The following is a 25,941-nucleotide window of genomic DNA, read 5'->3' as shown; positions in this document are numbered from 1 at the left end:
AGATTTGAGTATTGAGACTCATTTTGCTTTTTATCTCTACTCAATACTCATGTCTGCTTTGTCAATTATTCTTTTTTTGAATTTCATTCAATCTTAAACCTATGTACTTTCAGTGACAATGGTTTTTTTTTGCTGCAAACTTTGCAAAAGAATGGTGTAAGCATTTGGCCCTTCGTTAAAAAGCAGATCGAGGATGCTTAAATTCGGTAAAAAACCGTATTTGTCGGAGAATACCTGGGTATAAGTTTGCGGTTGAAAGTCCGCATCAGGACTGTGTTTTAGTTTTGGCGAAATACCATCGCGCAAATTGAAGGTGTTTTCTGGTACTTTTTCAAAGTCATCGGTTAAGCGGATTTTATTTTCTACCTCAAAAAAATCGCAAAGTTGTTCGTGAATTTGCAGGTTGTAGTCGAGCAGATATTTTGTTTTGCGCTCAAAAAACGGATACAGTTCATCCTGGTAATACTCGAAATATGGTGACGAGTTGTAGGCCGAAACAATGGTTTGCCAGTGGTTGCGCTGCCAGTTTTCTTCGTACGAAATCTGCAGATCTTTTATCAGCACTTTAGGGCCGCGCCCTTTTACCACCGGAATAACGAGCGAAATTGGCCCGTTTCCTCCCAATATCTGGCAGCGGTTGCGATAGGTTTGTTTGGTGAAGTTCTCGAATTGTTCGATGTAAACTTCATAATGGTGTAAATAGCGTGTATAAAAATGTACCGGCGCAAAGTATGCGGTACTTAGTAAAAGTGCTCTGTTATCCATGTTTAGTCTTTAAAAAAGGTGTCGTCGGTATCGTCGTCATCGTCCAGTTCAATACCTTCCGGATCGGTTTCTTCCTCCGGATTTTTAGTAGCGTTCATCTGGTGTAATTCCTGTAGTTCTGTGTTGAATTTCAGCATTTGTTTGTATTCGCGTTTTACCTTCCACAGGCGCGGATAAAAATAAAATGCTGAGATTAAATAACCCAGAAAAATACAGCTTAGTAAAACCAGTACCAACGGAGCATCCTTAATTTCCCAGAAAAATATATTGAGGGTGATGTCCATAGCATTTTGCAGGGTGAAAATTACCAGCAAAACGGCCAGAATAAGTAGAATGACAACGATTAACTGCATAACTGATGGTTTTCAAGTATCAATCCCGAAATTATAAAAAAAAGGATAACAGTTGTCTGCTATCCTTTAAACGAATATAATTTGTGTAAATTGTTAATGCACTTTGGTAAACAGACGTTTAAAACGAATGTTTGCCGGGAAGCCTTTGTCTTTATCCAACGAAAGCCAGATAAATTTAGCTTTTCCAACCACGTGGTCTTCCGGCACAAAACCCCAGTAGCGCGAGTCGGCCGAGTTGTGGCGGTTATCGCCCATCATCCAGTAATAATCCATTTTAAAGGTGTAGGATGTGGCTACTTCTCCGTTAATTTTTATCTGGTCGCCGTTCACTTCCAAATCGTTCGCTTCGTATATGTCGATTATACGTTCGTAAAGCGGCAGATTATCAACAGTAAGATCGATTGTTTCGCCTTTTGCCGGAACGGTTAGCGGCCCAAAATTGTCAACATTCCAGGGGTAACGACTGTCGGTTGGGAAAATAGCCTGTTCCCAGTCGCCGGGCTCTTCCAGCATTTTTTCAACCGAAGTAACGTTGGCAAATTCTTTAATTTTTCCAGCTGCCTCTTCGGTTAGCGGCAATAAATATTGTTTGCTTGAAAAAGTGTTGCGGTCGGCTTCCGAAATGTGCAGTCGGTCGAGCGCTTTCGGATTAATTGCTGTTCCGTTGGTTTCAACCAGGTAGTTGTACTGAACGCCATCGTACTTTTTCTGCGCCTCGTCGTTAACATACAACTGGCCCATTTTAATTTCGATTTTATCGCCCGGAATACCAACACAGCGTTTAATGTAGTTTTCGCGTTTATCCACCGGTCGCGAAATAATATCGCCAAAATTTCTTTTATCTGTCCAAACTCGGTTACGCCCATACGATCTGATCAGCTGGTAATAACTTTGCGTTGGCGCTCCTGTAGCTACCGTGTCGCCTTCCGGAAAGTGGAAAACAACCACGTCGTTATTCTTTACTTCGGTAAAACCTGCCAGTCGTTTGTAAGGTCGCTGAATGGCTTCAGAGTACGATTTTCCGCCAACAATTGGCATGGTATTGTGCACAAACGGAAACGATAGCGGCGTGTTTGGCGTTTTTGGCCCGTAAGCCGTTTTGCTAACAAAAAGGTAATCGCCCACCAACATCGATTTTTCCATCGATGAGGTTGGAATGGTGTATGCTTCAATAAAAAACATACGAATAAAAGTAGCTGCAATTACTGCGAAAATAATAGCGTCAACCCATTCAACAACTTTGGTTTGTTTGCCGTTGGGCGGGTTTTTCTTTTTCCAAAAAGCCCAGTGTACTTTTTCGGTAATGTAAATGTCGAAAATTATGGCCAGTCCCAGGAACCACAGGTAGCTCCCCAGCCAGATTACCCAAAGCGAGTAAAGAATTCCTACAGTGATGAATTTAAACCACTTATTTGTCAGGATGGAACGTATCATTAATTCTTATTTTATAGTTTTAGTAAGTCTTTCATTGTAAGAATGCCTTTGTTATCAAGGCAATATTCGGCTGCCAGTACGGCGCCCGATGCAAATCCGGTGCGACTTTTTGCACTGTGTGTAATTTCAATAAAGTCGATTTCCGATTCGTATTTTACCGTGTGAATACCGGGTACTTGTCCAACGCGCTCCGATTTTATGTTCATTTCATTGTTGGCAGGCGTTTTGTCGTTTACCCAGGCATCTTTTCCCGGAAGGTTTTCCAGAATATCTTCTGCCAGGCTAATGGCTGTTCCGCTAGGAGCATCAAGCTTTTTGGTGTGGTGAACTTCGGTCATTTCAACACCATACTCCGCACGTGGAGCCATCAACTCGGCCAGTTTTTTATTCAGCTCGAAAAACAGGTTTACACCCACCGAAAAGTTACTTCCATAAAAAAATGTACCATCGGTTTCGGCACATTTACCATACACTTCGTCTTTTTTATCGAGCCATCCGGTTGTTCCGCTAACCACGGGAATGCCCGCTTCGAAACATAATTTATAATTATTTACTGCCGATGCAGGAATAGTAAATTCAATGGCAACATTGCATTTTTTGAGATTCTCTACCGTAAGGTCGTTTTGATTATCGAGATCAATGATAAGGCCAATTTCGTGCCCGCGTGATACCGCGATTTTTTCAATTTCCTTTCCCATTCTCCCGTAGCCAATTAGTGCTATTCTCATTATTTTGCTGATTATCTGTTTTTAGAATAAGCCACAAATATAAAACAATACTCAAATGTAGCCATAGTAGTTATGCACTTAAAATTATTTCGATGAACACAGGTGGATAAGGGGTGAAAAGGGTTAACAGAAATTTAAAGCCGCAAATATTCAGACAATTGATTTTTAGCTAATTTTATCGGAATAATTGAAGGTGATGAAAAACATAAAACTGGTTGCAACCGATTTGGATGGTACTTTTCTGAAAAACGACCGTACCGTAAGTGCCGCAAATATTGATGCCTTGCACAAACTGGGCGAGAAACAGATTGTTCGGGTCGCAGCAACGGGCCGGAATTTGCAGAAAGTAAAAGAGGTGTTGCAGCCCGATTTGCCGTTTGATTATGTGGTTTTTTCGTCGGGTGCAGGCGTTTACAACTGGCAAAAAAAGGAATTGATCGCCAACCAGAATATAAAAGTTTCGTCGGCACAAAAACTGCTAGCTCACTTTATTAACCGCGATGTAAACTTTCATGCTTTTTACCCGGTTCCCGATAATCACAAACATTATTACTACCGCGGGAAGGACGATTGCGAAGAGTTTGAACGTTACTTTAAATTTAATGTCGCTCATGCCGAACCTTTAAAAACCGACGATTTACCAAAAGGAGAATTGTGCCAGTTTCTGATTATTATTAAACAAAACGAAGAGCGGTTTAATTGCCTGAAAGCAGAGATTGAAGCCTTATGCCCCGAGATCAGAGTTATTCGTGCATCGTCGCCAATTACGCCTGGATTTATTTGGATTGAGGTGTTTCATCATTCCGTTTCGAAAGGAAACGGTGTGAATGAAATTTGCAAGCGACTGGGAATTTCGAAAGACGAAACCATGGGGCTGGGAAACGATTACAACGATTTTGATTTGCTCGAGTTTACCATGCACTCGTTTTTAACCGACAACTCGCCCCACGAAATAAAACATAAATATCCGGTGGTGCCCAGCAACGAAGAGGATGCCTTTGCTTTTTCAGTGAAGTCGTTATTTGCATAGCATCTTTACCCAATACAGGAAACTTTTCTTTCTGTTAAAGTTGGTAGCACTATCTCTTTTTCGAAAGGCCGTAAGGCTTAATTCTTAACTTATTAAAGCCATTGGTTCGGGGGTGTTGTTTTGCGCTTGTGGCAGGAACTCCGGAGAACACTATTCTTTCCAAAAAAATGTTGCTTTACCGGGCGGCAGTATTTCACATTGGTTTAATTATATGCCTAAAAACGAGTTGAATTGTTCCAATTTTTCTAATTTTGAAGCTTCTGGAAAAATTAATTTCGATATAAATAATTATGAAAAGAATTTTAATATCTTTTTCGCTACTGTGCATAGTAGCGATTTCGGCGCATGCACAAATGGATAACCTGGCCAATATGAGTGCCAAATGGATTCGGTCGAATGTGCGTAATGCAGCCCTTGATGGTGGTGCTGATATGGTAAATTATAACCCGGCCGGGTTAGCCATTTTACACGATGGTATTTACCTTAGTTTTAGTAATCAAATGTTGTTTCGGAGTCCGCAGCATGCCTTTAATTTTGGAGCCGGAGAGCTTTCGTACGAGCAAGATGGAAGCGATCCGTTTTTGCCCATGTTTTACGCGGCATATAAAAAAAATAAGCTGGCCGTTTCAACCGGTGTTTATGTAGTTGGTGGCGGTGCTACCGTGGATTATCCGTATGGCTCGTTTAATACCAACTTAATCGGAAATATGATGCTTCCGGTAATGGGAGGTGATTATAGCTCGCTGGATAAGCAAATGCTGGAGGCTTCATCGTATTACCTGGCAGTGCCGCTGAATTTTTCTTATGCCATTTCTGAAAAAGTGGCCGTTTCGCTTGGTGGTCGTTACATTCGCGGGATTAACAACACCAAAGCCGGAATTACTTTCTCTGGCTCGAACCTGGCTCCCGATTATGCCTTAAACATCGATTATAAAAGTAGTGCAACTGGTTATGGCGCAATTGTGGGAGTGAATTATAAGGCCAACGACAAACTAAATATTGCTATTCATTATGAAAGCAGGGTAAAACTTGAGTTTGAGGTTGACGATAACAGTGGGAACTACGAGTTGGAAAGCGATGGAACAAAACGCCGACGCGATTTGCCGGCAGTGCTGAATACCGGACTTACCTACCAGTTAACAAGTAAGTTGATTGCCGGTGCCGATTTTAACTACTATTTCCAAAAAGGTGCCGAATGGGGAAAAATGCAGCATCCGGAAACTGGCCAATATGTTGATGCATCGGACGCAGCAGGCGATTGCTTTACTGCCAACCTCGGATTTACCTATTTGTTAAACGACAAATGGCAATTGAGTGCCGGGGGTAGTTTTACGAATTTTATGTACGATGATATGGAATTGTATTATACAAAAATGGGGCTTTACGAAGCCTTAAAATACGATAACCTCAATATCGGGCTGGGTGCCGGCTACAACATCACCAAAAATATTATGGTTGATTTGGGTGTGGCACGAGCTTTCTGGCAAGACAAAACAATTCGTTCGTTGCATGCCGGAATTCCGGTGTCGGTAACCGATAAAAGTTATGTAGCCGCCATTGGTGTCGACATCCGGTTTTAATCCGTTGAATCGCCACAAAATTAAAAAGTGTAAAAACTGATTATCCTTTTAATGGGAATGAATACCTGGAGAATTTATACCAATTTGATTATAAAATGCCGTATTGGATATGCCGGTTATTTTCTGTTTATACAAGGCGAAAAATTTTAGCATAGCCGAGCTACGTTATAATTTTTCAACGCAGTAGAAACGGAAAAGAACAAATTTATATGCGGCATTTTGTGGTCAATTTGGTATAAATTCTTCAGGTATTTTTTTTGCTAAAAGATTCGATCCTGAATTGCGAAGTTATGTAAATGCCGGGTAGCAGAAATGATAAAACTAACAGTAAACCTTCGCTGACTTAGTCGTTTTTCAAAAGAATTACCAACACAACTTTTTACGCATTAGCTGCCATAAATCCGGCGGGCCTCCTCCAGTTGAGCCGGTTTGCCAACATCCATCCACAATTCAGAAGTGTCGAAATAGCCTTTTATACTTTTTGTTTTTGCCAGTTCGAGGTACACCTGAACAATTGAAAAGCGATCTTCTGCAGGCATAAAATCAAAAATCTGTGGCTCAACAATGTGAATTCCGCTAAAAGCCATTTCTGTGGCTTTCTCGAAATTTCCGGGCCGCGATACTTTTGTTTCGCTCGTTTTTTTATTGATCCAGCCCACCAGGTTGTGCTCCGAATCAAATTTAAAGTAGCGTTGCGTTTCGCGCTGCCGAACCACTAAAGTCGCAATTGCATTTGATTGTTTATGTGCCGAAATAACATCCTGCAAATTAATGTTGCTCAGAATGTCTACATTATAAATAAGTATCGGTTCGTTGGGCGTAAAAAGATGAGATGCGAATTTTAGTCCGCCACCTGTTTCCAACAGTTTGTTGCTTTCATCGGAGATAAGAACCGGAACGCCCCAATCTTTACTGTTTATAAAATTGATTACCTGAGGCGCAAAATGATGAACGTTCACCACGATTCTCGAAGCACCTTCATCACTCAGTTTCTCAATGGCATGCTGTAGCAACGGTTTCCCGCCAACATCAACCAGGGCTTTGGGTTTATCGGCCGTTTCGTCTTTTAAACGGGTGCCCAAACCGGCGGCGAATAGCATTGCTTGCATAGTTCAGATTTTAGGATTTGAATTTCGAATGTAGATTAACGAATAATGATTTCAGAAGTCGCTAAACACGAGTGTTGTTTGTGCTTCAACAAATCATCAATCAAAAATCGTTAATCAACATTCGTCATTCGGTTTCTATCTTATTCGATCCAGACTTCTTACCAAAGCTTCGTCTTTACCGATGGCGCGAATAGCCAGCCAGTCCAGAATAACACAAACAAGCGGTAGGGCAACGGCAACTTTAAAGGCCACTTTTACTTCCTCGAAACTGGCGTAGGTGAAATAAAAGAAAAGTCCGAAAAGGCCCAGCATCAGGATTATTGTAAATGCAAGAATACGGATTTGCAGTATCCGCTTTTTGTATAAAAAGATGGTTACCAGGTGAAGCACGGCAATAATGCCAATTAAAATCATAAGCGGCAAACCACTAAAAAGCAGCTCTTCGTCTTTAAAAATTCCAAAAGCGTTGAAAATATGCAGTTGGTCGTTAACGATGATGTTTGCAAATTTCTGAAGGTATAACGAACCGATCAGCATGCCGGCTGCCAGTATAAACAAGGTCTGAATTCTTTGAATCATTGTCGTAATTTTTCAGCAAAAATAGCCAATCAAAATATTTCTCAAAACCAAAATGGCTGTGCGTGGCTAAAAATCATCAGGAAAGCTTAATTTTGATAGGAAAAAACTATGATTGCCGATAAACAATAAAAAAACTGCATTGTTTCTTGAATATCATATAAAAGTTAATTAAAAATCAACTATGGATAAATTTTCGTCTGTGGGAAACCAGGAAATCGAGGCGATTGAGAACCTTTACCAGGCTTATCTTGAAGACCCGGAATCGGTAGATAAAAGCTGGCAACAGTTTTTTTCGGGTTTTGAACTGGCCCGGAAGCAATACCCTGAAAAAACGTCGGGAATAAAGCTCGATAATATCGATAAAGAATTTGCCATTTTAAATCTCATTCATGGCTATCGTCAGCGTGGACACTTGTTCACCAAAACCAACCCTGTTCGTGCGCGTCGTAAGTATTCACCAACGCTCGATATCGAAAATTTCGGACTGGAAAAGGCTGATCTCGAAAAAACATTTCAGGCCGGTAACGAAATTGGAATCGGGCCGGCAAAACTAAAAGACATTATTTCGCATCTTGAGGCTACTTATTGCCGGTCGATTGGTGTAGAATACGTATATATGCGGCATCCGGAGGTAGTGCAATGGTTGCGCGAGCGAATGGAAAGCACCAAAAACTCGGAAGAGTACACTGAAGAAAAACGAAAACACTTTTTCTATCACCTGAAGCTGGCTGTTGGATTCGAAAATTTTATCCATAAAAAGTTTGTTGGGCAAAAGCGATTTTCGCTTGAAGGAGCGGAAGCAATAATTCCGGCGCTTGATGCGGTTATTGAACGTGGAGCCGAACTGGGCATGGAAGAATTTATCATGGGAATGGCACACCGCGGACGTTTAAACATTTTGGCAAACATTCTGGAAAAGCCTTATCAAAATATATTTAAAGAATTTTACGGAACGGAATACGAAGATGATATTGCGCAGGGCGATGTAAAATATCACCTGGGTTACGAAAACGAAGTAGTGACCGATTTCGGCAAAAAAGTAAAGCTGAAACTGGTTCCCAATCCGTCGCACCTGGAGACGGTTGCCCCGATTGTGGAAGGAATGGTTCGGTCTCAGATTGAATACGAATACCAGCGCGATTACAGCAAAGCAGCAGCCATTGTAATTCATGGCGATGCGGCAATTGCAACGCAGGGAGTGGTTTACGAAACCGTACAAATGGCGCAGTTACCGGGCTATAAAACCGGTGGAACCATCCATTTGGTAATCAACAACCAGGTTGGATTTACAACTCCATATCTCGAGGCGCGTTCGAGTACCTATTGTACCGACGTGGCCAAAGTAACACGTTCACCCGTTTTTCATGTAAATGGCGACGATGTGGAGGCGTTGATCTGGACGATAAAACTGGCTATGGAGTTCCGTCAGAAGTTTCATTCTGATGTGTTTATCGATATTCTGTGTTACCGCAAATACGGCCACAATGAAGGCGATGAACCGCGTTTTACGCAGCCGATGTTGTACAAAGCCATCTCAAAACACAAAAATCCACGCGATATTTATGCCGATAAACTCAACAAGCTGGGAATTATGACTCATGAAGAATCGCGAGAGAAAGTTCGTGAGTTCGACCAGTTACTGGAAGGTAAATACAAGGAATCGGAAAAGATTGAAAAGTTGAAGATTCGTAAATTCCTTGTAAAGGAGTATGAACAATACGAAATGCCTTCGAAAGCCAACTTTAATGAGCCGGTTGAAACAGGCGTTGGAGAGGAAACCATTCGAAATATTGCTGAAAAGATTTATACGCTACCTACTGATGTTCCATTTTTCAAAAAAGTAAATCGGATTATTTCCGACCGGAAAATGATGATTCATGATAACCGTTTGGATTGGGCAATGGGAGAGTTGCTGGCTTACGGAACACTGGTTGCCGAAGGTCATCCGGTGCGTTTAAGCGGACAGGATACCGAGCGCGGAACCTTTGCACACCGTCATGCAGCTTTTGTTATTGAAGGTACGGAAGACAAATATTTTCCGCTGAAACATGTGTCGGAAAATCAGGCGCGGTTTAAAGTATATAACTCACCGCTGTCGGAGTATGCCGTAATGGGGTTTGAATACGGTTACGCCTTGTCGGAACCCAACGGACTAACCATTTGGGAAGCCCAGTTTGGCGATTTCCATAATGTGGCGCAGGTGATAATCGATCAGTACATTACTTCGGCTTTCGAGAAATGGGGGCTGATGAATAACCTTACGCTGTTGTTGCCTCATGGTTTTGAAGGGCAGGGGCCGGAACACTCGTCGGCACGCCTGGAGCGTTTCCTTGAGCTTTCGGCAAACAACAACATTCAGGTGGTAATGCCAACTACGCCGGCCAATATGTTCCACCTGTTGCGCCGCCAGGTGAAAATGAAAATGCGCCTGCCGCTGGTGGTGTTTACGCCAAAGAGTTTGTTGCGTCATCCGATGGTGCATTCAACCATTGAAGAGTTAGCAGAAGGACATTTTAAAGAAATTATCGACGATCCGGTTGCAGAACCCGATTTGGTGGAAAAGGTGGTATTTGTTTCCGGTCGTTTGTATTACGATCTGGCAAAATACAAAACCGAGCACGGCATTTCGAATACGGCAGTTGTGCGTTTGGAGCAAATTTACCCGATTCCGAATAAGCAGATCAATGAAACATTGAGTAAGTATTCAAACTCAACCGAGTTGATTTGGGCACAAGACGAACCCGAAAATATGGGAGCGTGGCCGTTTATCAATCGTAAGTTAGACTGCCTGGGCTTTAAAGTTGTTGCCCGCCCTGAAAGTGCCAGCCCAGCGGTTGGACTGATGGAAAAACACAAAAAAGGCCTCGACCAGATTTTGGAAACCGTGTTTAAACAAAAAGAAGTTGTAGCGTCATAAAAAACCAAAATATGATTATTGAAATCAAAGTTCCCAGTCCGGGAGAATCCATAACCGAAGTTGAAATTGGCAGCTGGCTTGTTGAAGACGGAGCCGTTGTTGCCAAAGATCAGGAAATAGCCGAAGTGGAATCGGACAAAGCCACACTGACCATTGTTGCCAGCGAAGGTGGTAAAATAGCCATTAAAGCCGAAGAAGGAGAAGCCGTGGAAGTTGGTGCAGTGGTTTGTACCATTGATACAAGCGTGGAAGCACCGGCTGCAGAAAGTAGCCAGTATCAGTCTCAGTCAACAGATAAGGAACCTGCAACCAGCACCAAGGATCAAGAATCCAGTATCGAGTTGAGCGAAGCGAAATCCCGACCGTCAGCGTCGGGGGATCCAGTATCCAGTACCGAACACGACAAAGTAAAAGTAACATCGGTAGCTAAGGAAATGATGAAAGAGCATGGCCTGTCGGTTGACGATGTGATTAACGGCTTAAAACGCTTAGGCAAAAAAGAAGTGGAAGCTGTGGTAAATGCACCGCAGGCCGCTGCTGCCGCCATTCCGCAAAAAGAGGCTACACGCGATGAGAAACGTGAGCGGATGTCGAGCCTGCGACGAAAGTTAAGTGCGCGCCTGGTTTCGGTGAAAAACGAAACGGCAATGCTCACCACATTCAACGAGATCGACATGAGCTACGTAATGGATATGCGCAAAAAGTATCAGCCAAAGTTTGTGGATACACACGGATTCAAACTGGGTTTTATGTCGTTTTTTACCAAGGCGGTTGCTACGACTATGGACTTCCATCCGATGGTGAATGCACAAATCGATGGCGAAGAAATTGTGATCCCTCAGTTTGTTGATGTGGGAATTGCCGTATCAACACCAAAAGGTTTGATGGTGCCGATTGTGCGTAATGCCGAAAGTAAAACGATTCCGGCAATTGAGTTGGAAATAAAAGAACTCGCCGAAAAGGCACGGAATAAAAAAATATCGGTTGAAGAACTCACCGGCGGAACATTTACCATTACCAATGGTGGTGTTTTCGGGTCGCTGTTATCGACGCCGATTATTAACCCGCCGCAATCGGCTATTCTGGGCATGCACAATATTGTTGAGCGCCCTGTGGCGGTAAACGGTCAGGTGGTAATTCGCCCGATGATGTATGTGGCCTTGTCGTACGATCACCGTATTATCGATGGCAAAGACTCGGTTGGTTTCCTTGTAAAACTAAAAGAATTACTGGAGAATCCGGAACGCTTATTCACAGGAGGTAAAGATGCAGGTGAACTGATGCTGGGGATTTAGGTTCAGTTGACACAGTTGCTGTCATCTCGAAGCGCAGCGAGAGATCTGTTCCAAAGAAGTTGCAAGTTGCAAGTTGCAAGTTACAGGTTGCAAGTTCGCAGTATCCAGAATCCAACATCGAGAAAAAAGGATGCCATCCGTATAAGTTGAAAAACTTAGGGATGGCATCCTTTCTTCTTACAAGTTGCAAGTTACCAAAATGTTCAATAATCAATATTGAATATCCAATATCCAGTATGCTACTGGCAATTGTATCGTATTCTGGTTTGTTTGCTTTACCCTTTTGTCTGTCGACATTCCTGCCTATCGCAGGCAGGTTCCCTTAAAAAGGGAAAACCGCTTCGAAGATATGCAGAACTTGGCTTGATGCCGGCTCCCCTTGTGAGGGGAGTTTCCGTCAATTGAAGGGTGAGAGGTAGTGAAATTGATAAAGAAACACTAACTTTATGATTCAATAAAAACCCAAAACAAAACATCATGCTTTACGAACATATTAAACAAACAACCCGAAATTTAAGAGGAAACGCAACATCTGCAGAAAAGAAATTATGGAGATACTTACGCCGAAAACAATTATGTGGAAGAAAATTTTTGCGTCAACATGCAATCGTTTATGAATCGGTAGGCGATGAACATTTCTTTTTTGTGCCAGACTTCTACTGCTTCAAAGAAAATATGGCAATTGAATTGGACGGTGAAATTCATAAATTCAATAAAAAGAGAGATGAACGCCGCGATGAAATATTGAAGAATATGGGAATAAAAATATTGCGTTTCAAAAATGAAGATTTAGATGACATAGATTCTGTTTTACAAAAGATTTCTACTGAGTTTACGGATTAAACACTACCCTTTTGTCTATCGACATTTTCCCTTAAAAAGGGAAAACCGCTTCGAAGATATGCAGAACTTGGCTTGATGCCGGCTCCCCTCATGAGGGGAGCTCCCGAAGGGTGAGGGGTAAAGTGTTGAAAAATGCTTTACCCTTTTGTCTATCGACATTTTCCCTTAAAAAGGGAAAACCGCTTCGAAGATATGCAGAACTTAGCTTGATGCCGGCTCCCCTCATGAGGGGAGTTCCCGAAGGGTGAGGGGTAAGGTATTGAAAATTAGAAAAAGTATTTAAAAATGCTTTACCCTTTTGTCTGTCGACATTTTCCCTTAAAAAGGGAAAAAAGCTTCAGTGAAACTTAGAACCGGGCTTGATGCCGGCTCCCCTCATGAGGGGAGCTCCCGAAGGGTGAGGGGTAGGGTATTGAAAATTAGAAAAAGTATTGAAAAATGCTTTACCCTTTTGTCTGTCGACATTTTCCCTTAAAAAGGGAAAAAAGCTTCAATGAAACCTAGAACTTGGCTTGATGCCGGCTCCCCTCATGAGGGGAGCTCCCGAAGGGTGAGGGGTAAGGTATTGAAAATTGGAAAAAGTATTGAAAAATGCTTTACCCTTTTGTCTATCGACATTTTCCCTTAAAAAGGGAAAAAAGCTTCAATGAAACCTAGAACTTAGCTTGATGCCGGCTCCCCTTGTGAGTTTCCGTCAATTGACGGATGAGGGGTAGGGTATTGAAAATTAGAAAAAGTATTGAAAAATGCTTTACCCTTTTGTCTGTCGACATTTTCCCTTAAAAAGGGAAAAAAGCTTCAATGAAACCTAGAACTTGGCTTGATGCCGGCTCCCCTTGTGAGTTTCCGTCAATTGACGGGTGAGGGGTAAAAAGAATTAAAGTGGATAGAGGTACAACTTTTGGCCTGCCTAATAACAATTGCGCATAAAATAAAAGATCCGATCCGTTTAATTTTTAACAATACGGATCGGATCTTTCTGCTCACTGCGACTGCAAACTGAGAACTAATTCTGAGGAGGGAAGCCACCCTGGCCTCTGCGTGCTCGTCTTTCTTCCTGCATTACCTGGTATTGCTCCCATTGCTGTTCCGAAAGAACGGTTTTCATTTTGGCATCTTGCTCCTCGCGTACTTTTTGCATTTTCTCGCGCATGCCTTCAAAACCGGCGCCGCTGTTTTGCATTTCTTCGCGCATGGCAGCCATATTCTCAAAATTCTCTTCCATAATTTTACGGATCTGGTCTTCCTGTTCGTTGCTTAAATCCAGTGTTTCGTCCATATCGTCCACCATGCGGTCCATCATGGCCTGCGGATCAAAATTTCCGGGGCCCATTCCGCCACCGTTGCCAAATGGTAGTTGACGCGAATTATTTCCTCCGTTGTTGCACGAAATTACCAGTGCACTTACCAGCGCCATTACTAAAAATACTGTTCGTTTCATTTCAATTTTGTTTTTTATTGTGAAGTTCAACCGCTTTAGATGATAACCAAAAGCAAAAGTTTAATTCCCGGAGTAGTTTTTCATGAAGTATTAGAGAACCACACCGCAAATTGAGCAGCGCCGGGAGGAAATATCTCATTGTATCAAAAAAACAAGCACTTCAACTTAAAAAATAACTGCTTCAATTCAAAAAATAAGCGCTTCAACTCAAAAAATTACCACTTGAACTCAAAAAATAAGGACTTGAACTCAAAAAAGAACCGCTTCAATTCAAAAGATTGACTGTCGAAAACAAAAAAGCACTTAAAATATTGATTTTAAGTGCTTTTGATTTTATTTGGATTTCTCCTGGTGCCCAGTAAAGGACTCGAACCTTCACATTCATAAGAATACTAGTCCCTGAAACTAGCGCGTCTACCAATTCCGCCAACTGGGCAAATCTGTTAAGAACTTTCCAAATCGCTCAGTGTTTATAGCTGTTCGATTTTGGTCGTGCAAATATATAAAAAATCCGCCTTCTTGTTTCTTTTTAAAGGCGGATTTAGCTGAAAACAGTTATTTCTTACAACATTTTTATTTGGTCTTCTGCCGTTATCTTTTCGCAGTATTTACATTTTAAAGCAACCGGGTTTGTATTAATTACTCTAAAAGAGGTAGTTATCTTTTCGTGGTTGGTAATACACTTCGGATTAAAGCATTTTACAATTCCTGTAATTTTTTGTGGGATCTCAACAATTTTCTTTTCGGCCACCTCGTAATCTCTGATGATGTTGAGTTTGGCGTGTGGTGCAATCAGTGCAATTTTGTTGATCTCGTCGTTTTCAAAAAACTTATCCGATACTTTTATAATGGCTTTTGCCCCCAATTTCCCACTTTCCAGATTGGTTCCGAAAGTGATTTGGTTTTCAATTTTATCGAGCCCTAATATTGAAATTACCTCAAATAAACTTTTTGCAGGAATATGGTCGATCACTGTTCCATCTTTAATGGCGCTAACTTTTAATTTTAGCTTCTTTTTCATGTCATTCTTTTCCATGGCGGTATTATTTAAGGTTCATTACGTGAGAGATAATTGCTTCGCGGGTGAAAACGCCGTTCAGTGCCTGATCGAAATAGTAAGCTTTTTCACTACTGTCAACATCGGTGGCAATTTCGTTAACGCGTGGCAGTGGATGCAACACCCGAACATTTGGTTTGGTGTTTTCCAGCATCGCTTTATTTAAAATGTAAACATCTTTCACTTTTTCGTACTCCATGGGGTCCGAAAAACGTTCTTTCTGAACACGGGTCATGTAAATAATATCGGCTTCCGAAATAATATCGGTAAATTCTTCGTGCTCAAAATAACGAATACCTCTTTCTTCCAGGTGGTGTTTATAGCCGCGTGGCATTTGCAAACTTTCTGGTGCAATGAAGTTAAAAATCGGATTTTCGAATTCGGACATGGCCTGCAAGAGCGAATGTACTGTCCTTCCGAATTTCAGGTCGCCAACCATAAACAGGTTAATGTTGTCGAGCGTTCCCTGCGTTTTTAAAATCGAATACATGTCGAGCAGGGTTTGAGTTGGGTGCTGGTTCGCTCCGTCGCCGGCGTTAATAATAGGCACGCTGGAAACCTCAGCAGCATAGCGTGCTGCTCCTTCCAGCGGGTGGCGCATAACAATCAGGTCGGCGTAGTTGCTTACCATCCGTATGGTGTCGTGCAGTGTTTCGCCTTTTGTTGCACTGGAGCTATCCGGATCGGCAAAGCCAACAATTCGTCCCCCCAAACGATTAATGGCTGTTTCGAAACTTAAGCGTGTGCGTGTTGATGGCTCAAAAAAAAGGGAGGCAACAACTTTCCCTTTCAACAGTTCCTGGTTCGGATTTGCTTCAAAATCTGCAGCCAGGTCCATAATTCTCAGATATTCATCTTTCGAGAAATCTGTGATTGAAATTAAATCCTTCTTCATTGCCTTAAATATTGAATTTGATAAATTGATTGACCTAAAAAACGAAGACCAACATTTTGGAAAATAAAATGTTGGTCTTCGTTATTGTGAAAAAAAGTAGAACCTTTTTTATAGAAAAATACGATTGCTTTTAAAAATCGTCTGATGCAGCGATGGGAAAGAGAAATCTTCTCAAAGCAATTTTTAGTGCCTCGCTCAAGAAAATTAAAGTGGAATATCACGCGTAGCATCATGGTTCAAAAATACAGTGTTACTTAATGTTTGTCAAAAATAGTGTAGCGTACTTATCAGCATTTTATTAACACCGATAAATACTAATCCAGTCGTTTTATTTCTATCCCGTAGATTTCGTTAAACGATTGGAAAGCCTTTTCAGCTTCCGACTTTCGTGTTTTAAATATCAGCCGGCAGCTTTCCTGAAAATCGGTGGTTACAATATCGTAATTATCCTGTTTTAGCTTGTTCATAACGGTATTCAGCAGGGCGTATTCAAATTTTAGTTCATGCTGAATTTCAATGAGTTTTGATAAAATATCGGCATTGTTCAGTGCTTCAACTGTCGCCTGGCGATAGGCATTGATAAGGCCGCTAACGCCAAGCAGCGTTCCGCCGAAATAGCGAACTACCACCACCAGAATATTGGTTAGCTCGTAGCTTTGCAATTGCCCCAAAATCGGTTTACCGGCCGTTGATGAAGGTTCTCCGTCGTCGTTGGCGCGGGTACGGATTTCTTCGGTGCCCAATCGCCATGCATAGCAATGATGGCGGGCACTGTGGTGTTCTTTCTTTAATGCGGCAACCAGCTCTTTTACTTCTTCTTCATCTTTTAATGGGTAGGCATACGAGTAGAACTTGCTGCCTTTATCTTTAAAGTAGCCGGTACTTGGTGTTTCTATGGTTTTGTATTGATCGTCCATTACAACAAAAAATATAAACTGATGAGTGCTAAAACAACACCCGCAAAGTTAATTTTATTCAGGCGTTCTTTAAAAAGTACCTTGCCTAAAATGGCCGTAAAGGCGACGATTGCCATATTATTCAGGGCGAAAACGAGCGAACTTTCCAGTCCCGAATTATTCAATGCTTTTATTATAAAGTAGAGTGAACCAAAATTTACCACACCCAAAAGTGTTCCGAATAGTAGTGTTGCCGGATTCAGTCGTTGCCGGTATGTTTTTGTGAAAACAGTAACGAGAACTCCACATAAAAAGGCTACCATAAACACTAAAATGGTGTATAGCGAGGTTTCACTGTCGGAGATTTTTTCAGCCTGAACATATTTTACCAGCGAGTCGATTACTCCGCTTCCTAAAAACAAAAACAGCGGCAAAACAATATAAATGAGGTTTGTTCTGGTTATTTCTTTTTTGTAAACTGTTAATCCAACGGCAATTATGGCGGTAACTATTCCAATAGCTTTTATTATTGAAAGCGCTTCGTTAAAATAGATTAGCGAGAATGCCACCGGAAAAACCAGCGATAATTTATTGGCCAGTGTGGTTACGGTAATTCCTGCTTTTTGCGAGCTGTACCCAATAAGGTAAAACACGGCAATAAAAAGGATGCCAAGGATTACAGCGAAAGGCATCCAGTGGGGAAGTGCTAACGGGTTTTCGTTTTCGGCAAAGGGTTGAAACAAAAGGATGCCCAGCAAACTGGCTGCCAAATAATTTATTGTGATTAGCGACTGGAGTTTACAATTGTAATTTTTTGCAACTCTGAAAATCACATAAATCATTGACGATGAAAGGATGCACAGGATCAGATAAATCATACGGGCAAAAAAAAGGCAGGCTTAAAAGCCTGCCGGTATTACATTTTTAATTTCTTTTCTATGTCTTCAACAAACTGTCGGAAATTCTTATCGGTATCCTTCAGGTTGTTTACCGTTTTGCAGGCGTGGAGAACCGTGGCGTGGTCTTTACTGCCAATTTGTGCCCCAATACTTGCCAGCGAGTATTTCGTTAAACTTTTCGAGAAATACATGGCGATTTGCCGTGCCTGAACGATTTCGCGTTTCCTGGTTTTGGTTTGCAGTGCATCAACGGGCATGCTGAAATAGTCGCAAACAACCTTTGAGATGTACTCGATAGAAAGCTCGCGTTTTGAGTTTTTAACCAGTTTGTTGATCAGCTTGGCTGCCAGCTCCAGGGTGATTTCGCGTTTGTTCAACATCGACTGCGCCAGCAACGAAACCAATGCACCTTCCAGCTCGCGTACGTTATTGGTTACATGCGATGCAATGTATTCCATTACTTCTTCCGAAAGGGTAATGCCGTCTTTATAAATTTTCCGACGCAGAATTTCCATGCGGGTTTCAAAGTCGGGAGTTTGCAAGTCAGCTGTTAGTCCCCACTTAAAACGCGACAGTAAGCGCTGTTCCATTCCTTTTAACTCAATAGGCGGCTTGTCTGATGTTAAAATCAGCTGCTTACCCATTTGGTGCAAGTGGTTGAAAATGTGGAAGAATGTTTCCTGTGTTTTTTCTTTCCCGGCAAATTCATGCACGTCGTCAAGAATTAACACATCAACCATTTGGTAGAAGTGTAAAAAGTCGTTGCGGTTATTATTACGTGTTGCCTCGGTAAATTGTGTTTGAAATTTATTTGCGTTTACATACAAAACCACTTTGTCGGGGAAGTTTTCTTTTACCTGAATACCAATGGCTTGCGACAAGTGTGTTTTTCCCAAACCAGAGTTACCGTAAATCATTAAGGGATTAAAAGCTGTTCCTCCCGGATTTTGTGCAACGGCAAAACCTGCACTGCGCGCCAGTCGGTTACAATCGCCTTCAACAAAATTTTCGAAGGTGTTGTCTGCTTTTAATTGCGGGTCGATCTGTAATTTCTGGATCCCCGGAATTATAAACGGATTTTTTATTGTTGCTTTTTCCTCTGCTTTTAAAGGCACAGTAAGTGGTTTATTTTGAATTTTGTTGTTGTTATTCGTTGGATAACTAACAGTATACGGTTCATTACTGTTTTTATTGCTTAAAACAACGTTATATTCCAATTTGGCTCCGTTACCCAAAACCATACGAAGTGTCTTGCGAAGAATATCGATAAACTGTTCTTCAAGGTACTCGTAAAAAAAGGCACTTGGCACTTGAATAGTTAATACTTTATTTTCCAATTTAACCGGTTCTATCGGCTCAAACCAGGTTTTAAAACTGCTGCTAGGAACGTTATCTTTAATAACGTTGAGGCATTTTTCCCATGCAGATCTGTATTCGTTGTTCATTTACAATTGCTGGATAATGAGGTTCTACAAAAAAATTTCCCTAGTGGTATTCCGAGGACAAAAGTTGCGAAAAAAAAGTTAAAAAAAAAATCATAATTCTATTGTAAAAACAACATTTGTCATAGTTGGTTATAGGTCAGGCGTTTAAAATTTTAAATTTGCAAAATATTTATAAGACACTAAGAATCAGGCGCTTGTTTTTAAGTAGTTGAACGATAACTATATAGCCGGTGGGGTCTGGTGGGGTCGTTTTTTTGAGCACATGGCTATTAACATATTGCAGTTAATTACTGTATTTGTTTCAACGCCTTCTTAAGCTTGATAAGCCGGCCATTTTTGAAAGCAACGATACTCGATTCAGGAAATTGAAAACGTAAATTTTGATAGATTTCTTCTATCTCGCTGTACTTGCTCGTTGCTCCGGTTAAATAGTTATAAACATTTCCTGTGGTGTATTCTTCCACATCATCTATTTCTTCAAAAATTTTGGCATTGGTACCCAGCTGTGTTTTGGTTGAAAGCAGGTGAACTTTAAAAACGATATCTTTTGCTGAAGCATCGTTTTTGGTATTAATATATACTTCCTTGCCAAAATCGAAGGCTGAAACCTGAAGGTAGCGTTTTGGGTTTTGTTGAATATCGCCAATCAGGAATCCCATATTCTCCGAAAGTGTATTTATCGACTGGTATAAGTCGTCGTCGTTGAGCAAAAGGCCGGCTGAGTTGTCGTCGCTGTTCAGTTTTTCCAGTATATTTTCTAGTTCGGCCGATGCGTTGGCCAGGTTATTTAATACAGGGGTAACAGAAACATTGGCCAGTGTATCTGAAAATCGATTCAGGTTTTGAATGGTTGCTTCAAATTCGGCTGCGTTATTTTTAAACGTTGCCGTTAGTTCTTCAATATTCGAAACAATATTTTTTACATTTCCTTTCTCGGAGGCCATAATTTCCTGGAGATCGGCAGTTGTTGCTTCAATGTTTTCAACAGTTTGGTTTATTTTGGCAAAACTGGTGGTGAGGTTTTCGCGCGCATCTTCATTAAAAATAATGGTAAGTACGGTAATGGCCGAATCAACGGTGCTCAGCAATTCTTCTGCTTTATTTTTTAGCGGAAGTACCTGCATGCTCACCTGGTCCTTCAGCCCGGCTTCAATCGATCCGGGAATGGTATCGTTCGATTTATACATTTCGTTTTCGCCGCTGTACACAATTTCTATCGATCGCGTTCCCATAATGTCGCTGCTGATAATACGGGCGGTAGAATTTACCGGAATTTTGAATGATGAATTAACGGCAAAGCTTACGATCAGCCGCCCGGAGTTATCGGGAGCAAATTTTAAATCTGTAACCTGGCCGATCTTGAATCCGTTGAGTGTTACGTCGTTCGATTTTACAAGCCCGTCAACGCGGTTATAATACACATGGTAATAGTCGTTTTGTTTAAATATGTCGTTGCCTTTCAGAAAACTTAAACCCCAAATCAATGCGGCTAATGAAAAGACGATTAAAATTCCAAGTTTCGTGTATTTTGCATTCTTCATGGCGGAAAAATAAGATTTTAATGTAAAAGTAGCCAATTCCCGAGGGATTAATCAATGCCCGCTTAGCTTTTTTACCGAAATTAACTTATTATTTTTGAAAGCAACAACAAAGGCATTGGGGTACTTCGTGCGTATCCGATGTTGTTCCTGCTCGGCTTCTTCAAGCGATTTAAAGTTTCCCGAAAAGTAACGGTTGAGGTTTTGCCCTTCCAGGCGAAAGATATTTTGTTCGCCCTTGAAATTATCGGGCGTAGTTTCCAGTTTTCGTGTTAAGGCCATTATTTGCACCGAATAAAATACATCATCAGTCTTTTGTTGCTGCGCCCGGCCAGCTGATTGTGCCAGCGGTAATTCCGATGGCGCTGAACCGGTATTTTGATTGTTAACAGGCTTCGTGTTGTTTTCGGTTACCAGGTGAAAACTACTGCGCTGCTCGATATCCGATTTATATTCGCGAAAAGCCCTGAAAATGGCATAGGCAAGTCGTGTTCTGCCGGCTTCGCTGGTAAGGTATTGCCGCTCGCCGTTATGGCTTATAAAACCGGTTTCGATTAAAACGCTGGGCATGGTTGTTTGGCGTAAAACCAAAAAACCGGCCATTTTTACACTTCGGTCGAGGCGTTTGGCATAATCGCGAAATTCATTCTGAATACTCGATGCCAGCATAACACTTTGTCCCTGAAATTCTTCCTGCATGGTTTCAAACATAATGTACGACTCGGGAAGATTCGGGTCAAAACCTTCGTACGTGGTGTTGTAATCGTCTTCTAAAAGAATTACAGCATTTTCCTTTTTGGCTACTTCCAGGTTATCCTCGTTTCGGTGAAGCCCCAGCACAAACGTTTCGGTTCCCTGCACACTTCGGGCGCCAACTGCATTTACATGGATTGATATAAAAAGATCGGCCTCGTTTTTATTGGCAATTTCGGCCCGCTTATATAATGGTATAAAAACATCGGTGGTGCGGGTGTAAATTACTTTTACATCGGGGTAGTTCTCTTTTATTGTGGTGCCAAGTTTTAAGGCAATATCGAGCACAATGTTTTTTTCAACGGCGTTGCCAAACGATGCACCAAGGTCGCGGCCGCCATGTCCAGGGTCGATAACCACAACTGAAACGCCTTCTTTTTGGTTTTCAGCTGAAATCAGGTTGTCGGAAAAAGATGTTATTGCCCAACAAACGCTACAAATGAACAGAAGTAATTTTAAACCTTGTTGTGTCATGTAAATAACTGGTCAGTATTTTTATATATAAACACATAAAAGCAAAGTGTTAGTATTTGTTCGGTACCATTTTATTTATTTGTTTTGCCCCGCTAACAGCTTATGAACGTAAAAATAGAAATATTAGTAATATTTTACATTTTATAGCACTTCAGTATTCGCCATATTTATATTTTTGTGCAGCCAAGTAGATTTTGAAACGCAGAAAACATTTTGTATAAAATAATCATCACATATATATTCCTGGTAGCTCCTTTTTTAATTCTGGCTCAGGAACCAACCATTAGTGTGGCTCCGCAGCAGCAGGAACCCGATTCTATTCTGACAGAGTATTACAGCTTACAGGACACCACTGTAATTGATAGTACCAGTACTGATACAATGGGAATGGCAAACGAGGAAAAGCCCGTAATTGATGCGCCTATTGATTACACCGCCGCCGACTCGATGATTGTTTCGCTCGACGGGCAAAAGGTGTATTTATATAACCAGGCAAAAGTTACTTACCAAAATATTGAACTGGAGGCCTACTATATTGAGCTGGATTTGGAAACCAAGGAAATTTATGCCGAAGGAATTCCGGATTCGTTGGGAGAGATGACGCAAAAACCCTTGTTCCGGCAAGGTTCTGAAGAATACGAGTCGGAAACGATGCGCTATAATTTCGAAACAGAGAAAGCGTTTATTACCAAAGTGGTATCGGCACAGGGCGAAGGATTTATTCACAGCGACCGAACCAAAAAGATTGGCAAAGAAGTGTTTATAACCAAAGATGCCAAATATACCACCTGCGATGCCGATCATCCGCACTTTTACCTGCATTTAACCAAGGCAAAAGTAGTATCGAACAATAAAATTATTACCGGACCGGCCTACATGGTTCTGGAAGATTTTCCGATTTACTTTCCCATTCTGCCGTTTGGGTATTTCCCTAATTCGCCAACGTACTCGTCGGGTATTCTTATTCCGAAATACGGTGAAGAGCAAAACCGTGGATTCTTTTTGCGCGACGGAGGTTATTACTGGGCAGCAAGCGAATATTTCGATTTAGCCGTTCAGGGCGATATTTATTCGCGTGGTTCGTGGGGTACACGTATTAGAACAAATTATAAAAAACGTTACAAGTTTGGTGGTAACTTCGGGTTTGAATATGCCAAAAACAAATACGGAGAACAAGGTTTGGCGAATTATTCGGTAGGTACACAATATAAAATTTTGTGGTCGCACTCGCAAGATGCAAAAGCGAATCCTAACCAAACCTTCTCGGCAAGTGTGAACGTTTCGTCGAGCGGATATGATAAGCAAAATGCCTACAACATGAACGATTACCTGACGACCACAAAATCGTCGAGTATATCGTATTCGCGAAATTTTGAGAATACGCCTTTCAACTTTTCGATGAACCTGCGTCATTCGCAAAACACAAAAGACAGCACCATGTCGTTGTCGTTACCCGAAATGACCTTTAACATGGCAAAAGTCTATCCGTTCAGGAAAAAGAACCGTAGCGGATCGGTAAAGTTTTACGAAAAATTTGGTATTAATTATACGGCCAACTTCAGAAACTCGATTAACGCCAAAGAAAGCGAAATACTTAGCAGCTCGTTTGCTACCGACTGGAAAAACGGTATTCGCCATAATTTGCCTATTTCGTTCCCGAGTTTTAACCTGGGTACTATTAATTTTAGTCCGGGCATTAGTTACAACGAAAAATGGTATTTCAAAAAATACAATTACAACTATGTTGAAGATGGTGAGTTTACCGACAATCCTTCAAACATTCCCGATAATATTAGAATTGATACGATTACCGGTTTAAACCGCGTTTACGATTATTCGTACAGTATTAGTGCATCAACCAATATTTATGGTTTTTACACCCCTCGGAATCCCAATTCCAAAATTCAGCGCATTCGCCACAAAATGTCGCCATCGGTATCGTTTAGTTACCGCCCCGATTTTGGTAAGGAACATTACGAATACTGGCAGGAGGTGCAGGTTGATGACGAAGGTAATACCCGCTACTTCGATACCAACTTGGGTGGTATTTATGGTGGCTCGCCCGGAAGGGGAGAATCGGGATCGATTAATTTCTCGCTGAACAACAACCTGGAAATGAAAAAGCTGGATGTGCGCGATTCAACCAAAACCGATGAAGAACAGCAATACAAGAAGGTAAAAATTATTGACAACCTGAGTATTTCTTCATCCTACGACCTGATTCGCGACTCCTTAAACCTGGCGCCGTTTTCTATCCGTGCACGTACTACTGTGGCTGGTGTTAGTATTAACATGGGAACCACGCTCGATCCGTATATGGTGGACGAGAACTATCGGCGCATTCATAAATATGCCTGGAACGAACGCAATGGTTTGGGCAAACTGGGGCGTGTAACCCGGGCCAACCTTTCGTTTGGAATGAATTTTAATTCGAAGGACAAGAAAAAGGGCGAAAACAACGAAGGAAGCGACCAGGAAGAAACTCCCGGGCCTGAAGAAGAAGTGCTGCCGCCTATTTTTGATGATTATCTTGATTTTAGTATGCCCTGGGATTTTGGTTTCGACTACAGTTTAAATTATACCGGAGCAACCAGCGCCAGTAACCCGAATGGGCGGGTGACACAAACTTTAGGTTTACGTGGTAATGTTAGTATCACCAGTAAGTGGCAAATGAGCGCCATGACGAACTTCGATATTCAGGAAGGCGAGTTTGCATTAACCTCGTTCCGCCTGAACCGCGACCTGCACTGCTGGAACATGTCGTTTAACTTTGTGCCTTTTGGCTACCGTAAAAGTTACAGCTTTACCATTAGCGCCTCTTCATCGATGCTACAGGATCTGAAAATCCAGAAACAGCAAAGCCACTACGACAACTTCCGGTTCTAAGCGATAATTACATTGCAAAAACGTTTGTTTCTGTAGTTAAAGGGCAGCGTTTTTGTCTAAAAGCGTATCCTTCCGCATGTGGAGAGCCGCGGTTTTATAAAAAAATGGCCCCCTTTAATCGCGGAAGGCAGTGTTTTTACAAAATAATGCCCCCCTCCAGGTGCGGAGAGATGCATTTTTACAAGAAAATGAGGCCCTTTAAGTGCGGAGAGATGCATTTTTGCAAAAAAATGAGGCTCTTTAAGTGCGGAGAGATGCATTTTTGCAGAAAAATGGCTTCTTCCGCATTTAACAATAATCGGGAATATGTATTTGTTTACTTTCCATTAATAAGTTTTATTGCTTCTTTGCCGATCTTGAAAATTGGGGCATATTCTTGTATCTTCACACGAAAAATTTACACGATGAAACGTATTATAGCTACAGAAAAAGCACCTGCAGCCATTGGCCCCTACAGCCAGGCTGTTGAAGTAAACGGAATACTTTATATTTCAGGTCAGGTACCACTCGATCCGGCAACGATGAAAGTTGTTGAAGGTGGGATAACAGAACAAACCGAGCAGGTAATGAGAAATATTGGCGAAGTTTTAAAAGAGGCCGGTTATTCTTTTTCTGATGTGGTAAAATCGACTTGCCTGTTAAGCGACATGGCCAATTTTAAAGCCATGAACGAAGTTTACGGAAAATATTACAGCGAAACTCCACCGGCAAGAGCAGCTTTTGCCGTAAAAGAACTGCCGCTGGGGCTGATGATTGAAATTGAAACGATTGCCGTAAAGTAGTTTTATCGAATGAATAATGCGATTCGCCTCGAAGTGCTGGAGAAGAAAGACTTAGGTCTGATTAAAGACATCTACAATTATTACATCGCTAATTCAACAGCTACTTTTCATCCCGGCTCGGTAAGCGAGGCTGATTTAAAGGAGAATGAGGCTGTCCAAAAAGTAAAATTGGACAGCCTTTGTTTTTATTGTCCCTTTAAGATTTGTATCTTAAAGGTGGATATGACAATAAGATCAAACGT

21 protein-coding genes, 1 tRNA gene and 1 pseudogene are annotated in these 25,941 nt (G+C 41.5%); 8 read left to right on the top strand and 15 right to left on the bottom strand.

The annotated features are described in order from the left end of the window. Positions 1-99: 99 nt before the first annotated feature. From BMW53_RS18045 to dapB, 4 genes are all read right to left on the bottom strand, one after another. Complete coding sequence (locus BMW53_RS18045) at positions 100-765, bottom strand: WbqC family protein (RefSeq protein ID WP_038554033.1); 666 nt, start codon at positions 763-765, stop codon at positions 100-102. A gap of 2 nt (positions 766-767) precedes the next feature. Further along, entirely contained in the window at positions 768-1,118 is a 351-nt protein-coding gene (locus BMW53_RS18040) for a LapA family protein (protein WP_038554030.1), read from the bottom strand. Between the two features lie 93 nt (positions 1,119-1,211). Continuing rightward, complete coding sequence (lepB, locus tag BMW53_RS18035) at positions 1,212-2,552, bottom strand: signal peptidase I (RefSeq protein ID WP_038554027.1); 1,341 nt, start codon at positions 2,550-2,552, stop codon at positions 1,212-1,214. An 11-nt stretch (positions 2,553-2,563) separates the two neighbouring features. Then, the gene (gene dapB / locus BMW53_RS18030; RefSeq protein WP_038554024.1) at positions 2,564-3,280 is read right to left on the bottom strand and encodes a 4-hydroxy-tetrahydrodipicolinate reductase; all 717 of its coding nucleotides are present in this window, start codon (positions 3,278-3,280) and stop codon (positions 2,564-2,566) included. Between the two features lie 196 nt (positions 3,281-3,476). Here dapB and BMW53_RS18025 point away from each other — a divergent pair, with 196 nt between their 5' ends. After that, positions 3,477-4,310, top strand: coding sequence for an HAD-IIB family hydrolase (locus tag BMW53_RS18025; RefSeq protein ID WP_038554021.1), 834 nt, complete (start codon positions 3,477-3,479; stop codon positions 4,308-4,310). Positions 4,311-4,600: 290 nt separating this feature from the next. After that, positions 4,601-5,890 carry an OmpP1/FadL family transporter gene (locus BMW53_RS18020; protein WP_081804725.1) on the top strand — a complete coding sequence of 430 codons (1,290 nt, stop codon included), beginning with the start codon at positions 4,601-4,603 and terminating at the stop codon, positions 5,888-5,890. 386 nt (positions 5,891-6,276) lie between these two features. Here BMW53_RS18020 and BMW53_RS18015 read toward each other — a convergent pair whose 3' ends face one another. Both BMW53_RS18015 and BMW53_RS18010 read right to left on the bottom strand, forming a co-directional pair. Further along, positions 6,277-6,999 carry a nucleotidyltransferase family protein gene (locus tag BMW53_RS18015; protein ID WP_038554015.1) on the bottom strand — a complete coding sequence of 241 codons (723 nt, stop codon included), beginning with the start codon at positions 6,997-6,999 and terminating at the stop codon, positions 6,277-6,279. 135 nt (positions 7,000-7,134) lie between these two features. Further along, a complete protein-coding gene (locus BMW53_RS18010) occupies positions 7,135-7,578 on the bottom strand; it encodes a DUF4293 domain-containing protein (protein ID WP_038554013.1) in 444 nt (147 codons plus the stop codon). Between the two features lie 181 nt (positions 7,579-7,759). Here BMW53_RS18010 and BMW53_RS18005 point away from each other — a divergent pair, with 181 nt between their 5' ends. From BMW53_RS18005 to BMW53_RS17995, 3 genes are all read left to right on the top strand, one after another. Beyond that, entirely contained in the window at positions 7,760-10,495 is a 2,736-nt protein-coding gene (locus BMW53_RS18005) for a 2-oxoglutarate dehydrogenase E1 component (protein WP_038554010.1), read from the top strand. 11 nt (positions 10,496-10,506) lie between these two features. Continuing rightward, positions 10,507-11,790 carry a 2-oxoglutarate dehydrogenase complex dihydrolipoyllysine-residue succinyltransferase gene (odhB, locus tag BMW53_RS18000; protein ID WP_074781090.1) on the top strand — a complete coding sequence of 428 codons (1,284 nt, stop codon included), beginning with the start codon at positions 10,507-10,509 and terminating at the stop codon, positions 11,788-11,790. Between the two features lie 477 nt (positions 11,791-12,267). Beyond that, positions 12,268-12,633, top strand: a complete 366-nt coding sequence (locus tag BMW53_RS17995; RefSeq protein ID WP_038554008.1) for an endonuclease domain-containing protein — start codon at positions 12,268-12,270, stop codon at positions 12,631-12,633. Between the two features lie 1,006 nt (positions 12,634-13,639). On the opposite strand, the gene BMW53_RS17990 is transcribed toward BMW53_RS17995, so the two are convergent. The 9 genes from BMW53_RS17990 to BMW53_RS17945 form a co-directional block, all read right to left on the bottom strand. Then, on the bottom strand, positions 13,640-14,074 hold the full coding sequence (locus BMW53_RS17990) for a DUF4890 domain-containing protein (RefSeq protein ID WP_139178240.1): 435 nt from the start codon (positions 14,072-14,074) through the stop codon (positions 13,640-13,642). 349 nt (positions 14,075-14,423) lie between these two features. Beyond that, positions 14,424-14,510: transfer RNA gene (locus tag BMW53_RS17985), tRNA-Leu, on the bottom strand. Positions 14,511-14,636: 126 nt separating this feature from the next. Next, a complete protein-coding gene (gene pyrI, locus BMW53_RS17980) occupies positions 14,637-15,110 on the bottom strand; it encodes an aspartate carbamoyltransferase regulatory subunit (RefSeq protein WP_245749068.1) in 474 nt (157 codons plus the stop codon). A 7-nt stretch (positions 15,111-15,117) separates the two neighbouring features. Continuing rightward, positions 15,118-16,026, bottom strand: a complete 909-nt coding sequence (gene pyrB / locus BMW53_RS17975; RefSeq protein WP_038554002.1) for an aspartate carbamoyltransferase — start codon at positions 16,024-16,026, stop codon at positions 15,118-15,120. Between the two features lie 314 nt (positions 16,027-16,340). Next, positions 16,341-16,943, bottom strand: a complete 603-nt coding sequence (locus BMW53_RS17965) for an IMPACT family protein (protein ID WP_038553997.1) — start codon at positions 16,941-16,943, stop codon at positions 16,341-16,343. After that, positions 16,943-17,800, bottom strand: a complete 858-nt coding sequence (locus BMW53_RS17960) for an EamA family transporter (RefSeq protein ID WP_074781087.1) — start codon at positions 17,798-17,800, stop codon at positions 16,943-16,945. The genes BMW53_RS17965 and BMW53_RS17960 overlap by 1 nt, the downstream gene beginning before the upstream one ends. 38 nt (positions 17,801-17,838) lie before the next feature. Next, a complete protein-coding gene (dnaA, locus tag BMW53_RS17955; RefSeq protein ID WP_038553987.1) occupies positions 17,839-19,266 on the bottom strand; it encodes a chromosomal replication initiator protein DnaA in 1,428 nt (475 codons plus the stop codon). 287 nt (positions 19,267-19,553) lie between these two features. After that, on the bottom strand, positions 19,554-20,807 hold the full coding sequence (locus BMW53_RS17950; RefSeq protein WP_038563395.1) for an MlaD family protein: 1,254 nt from the start codon (positions 20,805-20,807) through the stop codon (positions 19,554-19,556). 51 nt (positions 20,808-20,858) lie between these two features. Continuing rightward, complete coding sequence (locus tag BMW53_RS17945; protein ID WP_038563391.1) at positions 20,859-22,031, bottom strand: N-acetylmuramoyl-L-alanine amidase; 1,173 nt, start codon at positions 22,029-22,031, stop codon at positions 20,859-20,861. Positions 22,032-22,244: 213 nt separating this feature from the next. Between BMW53_RS17945 and BMW53_RS17940 the strand changes: the two genes are divergently transcribed. From BMW53_RS17940 to BMW53_RS21155, 3 genes and pseudogenes are all read left to right on the top strand, one after another. Next, positions 22,245-24,917 carry a putative LPS assembly protein LptD gene (locus tag BMW53_RS17940; protein WP_051568123.1) on the top strand — a complete coding sequence of 891 codons (2,673 nt, stop codon included), beginning with the start codon at positions 22,245-22,247 and terminating at the stop codon, positions 24,915-24,917. A 404-nt stretch (positions 24,918-25,321) separates the two neighbouring features. Further along, positions 25,322-25,699, top strand: coding sequence for a RidA family protein (locus BMW53_RS17930; RefSeq protein ID WP_038565721.1), 378 nt, complete (start codon positions 25,322-25,324; stop codon positions 25,697-25,699). A 9-nt stretch (positions 25,700-25,708) separates the two neighbouring features. Next, positions 25,709-25,941, top strand: a pseudogene (locus BMW53_RS21155) (hypothetical protein); the annotation flags it as partial.

This window comes from Draconibacterium orientale (assembly GCF_900111425.1).
GTDB classification, from domain to species: Bacteria; Bacteroidota; Bacteroidia; order Bacteroidales; family Prolixibacteraceae; genus Draconibacterium; species Draconibacterium orientale.
This window is presented reverse-complemented; position numbering and strand designations above follow the sequence as displayed.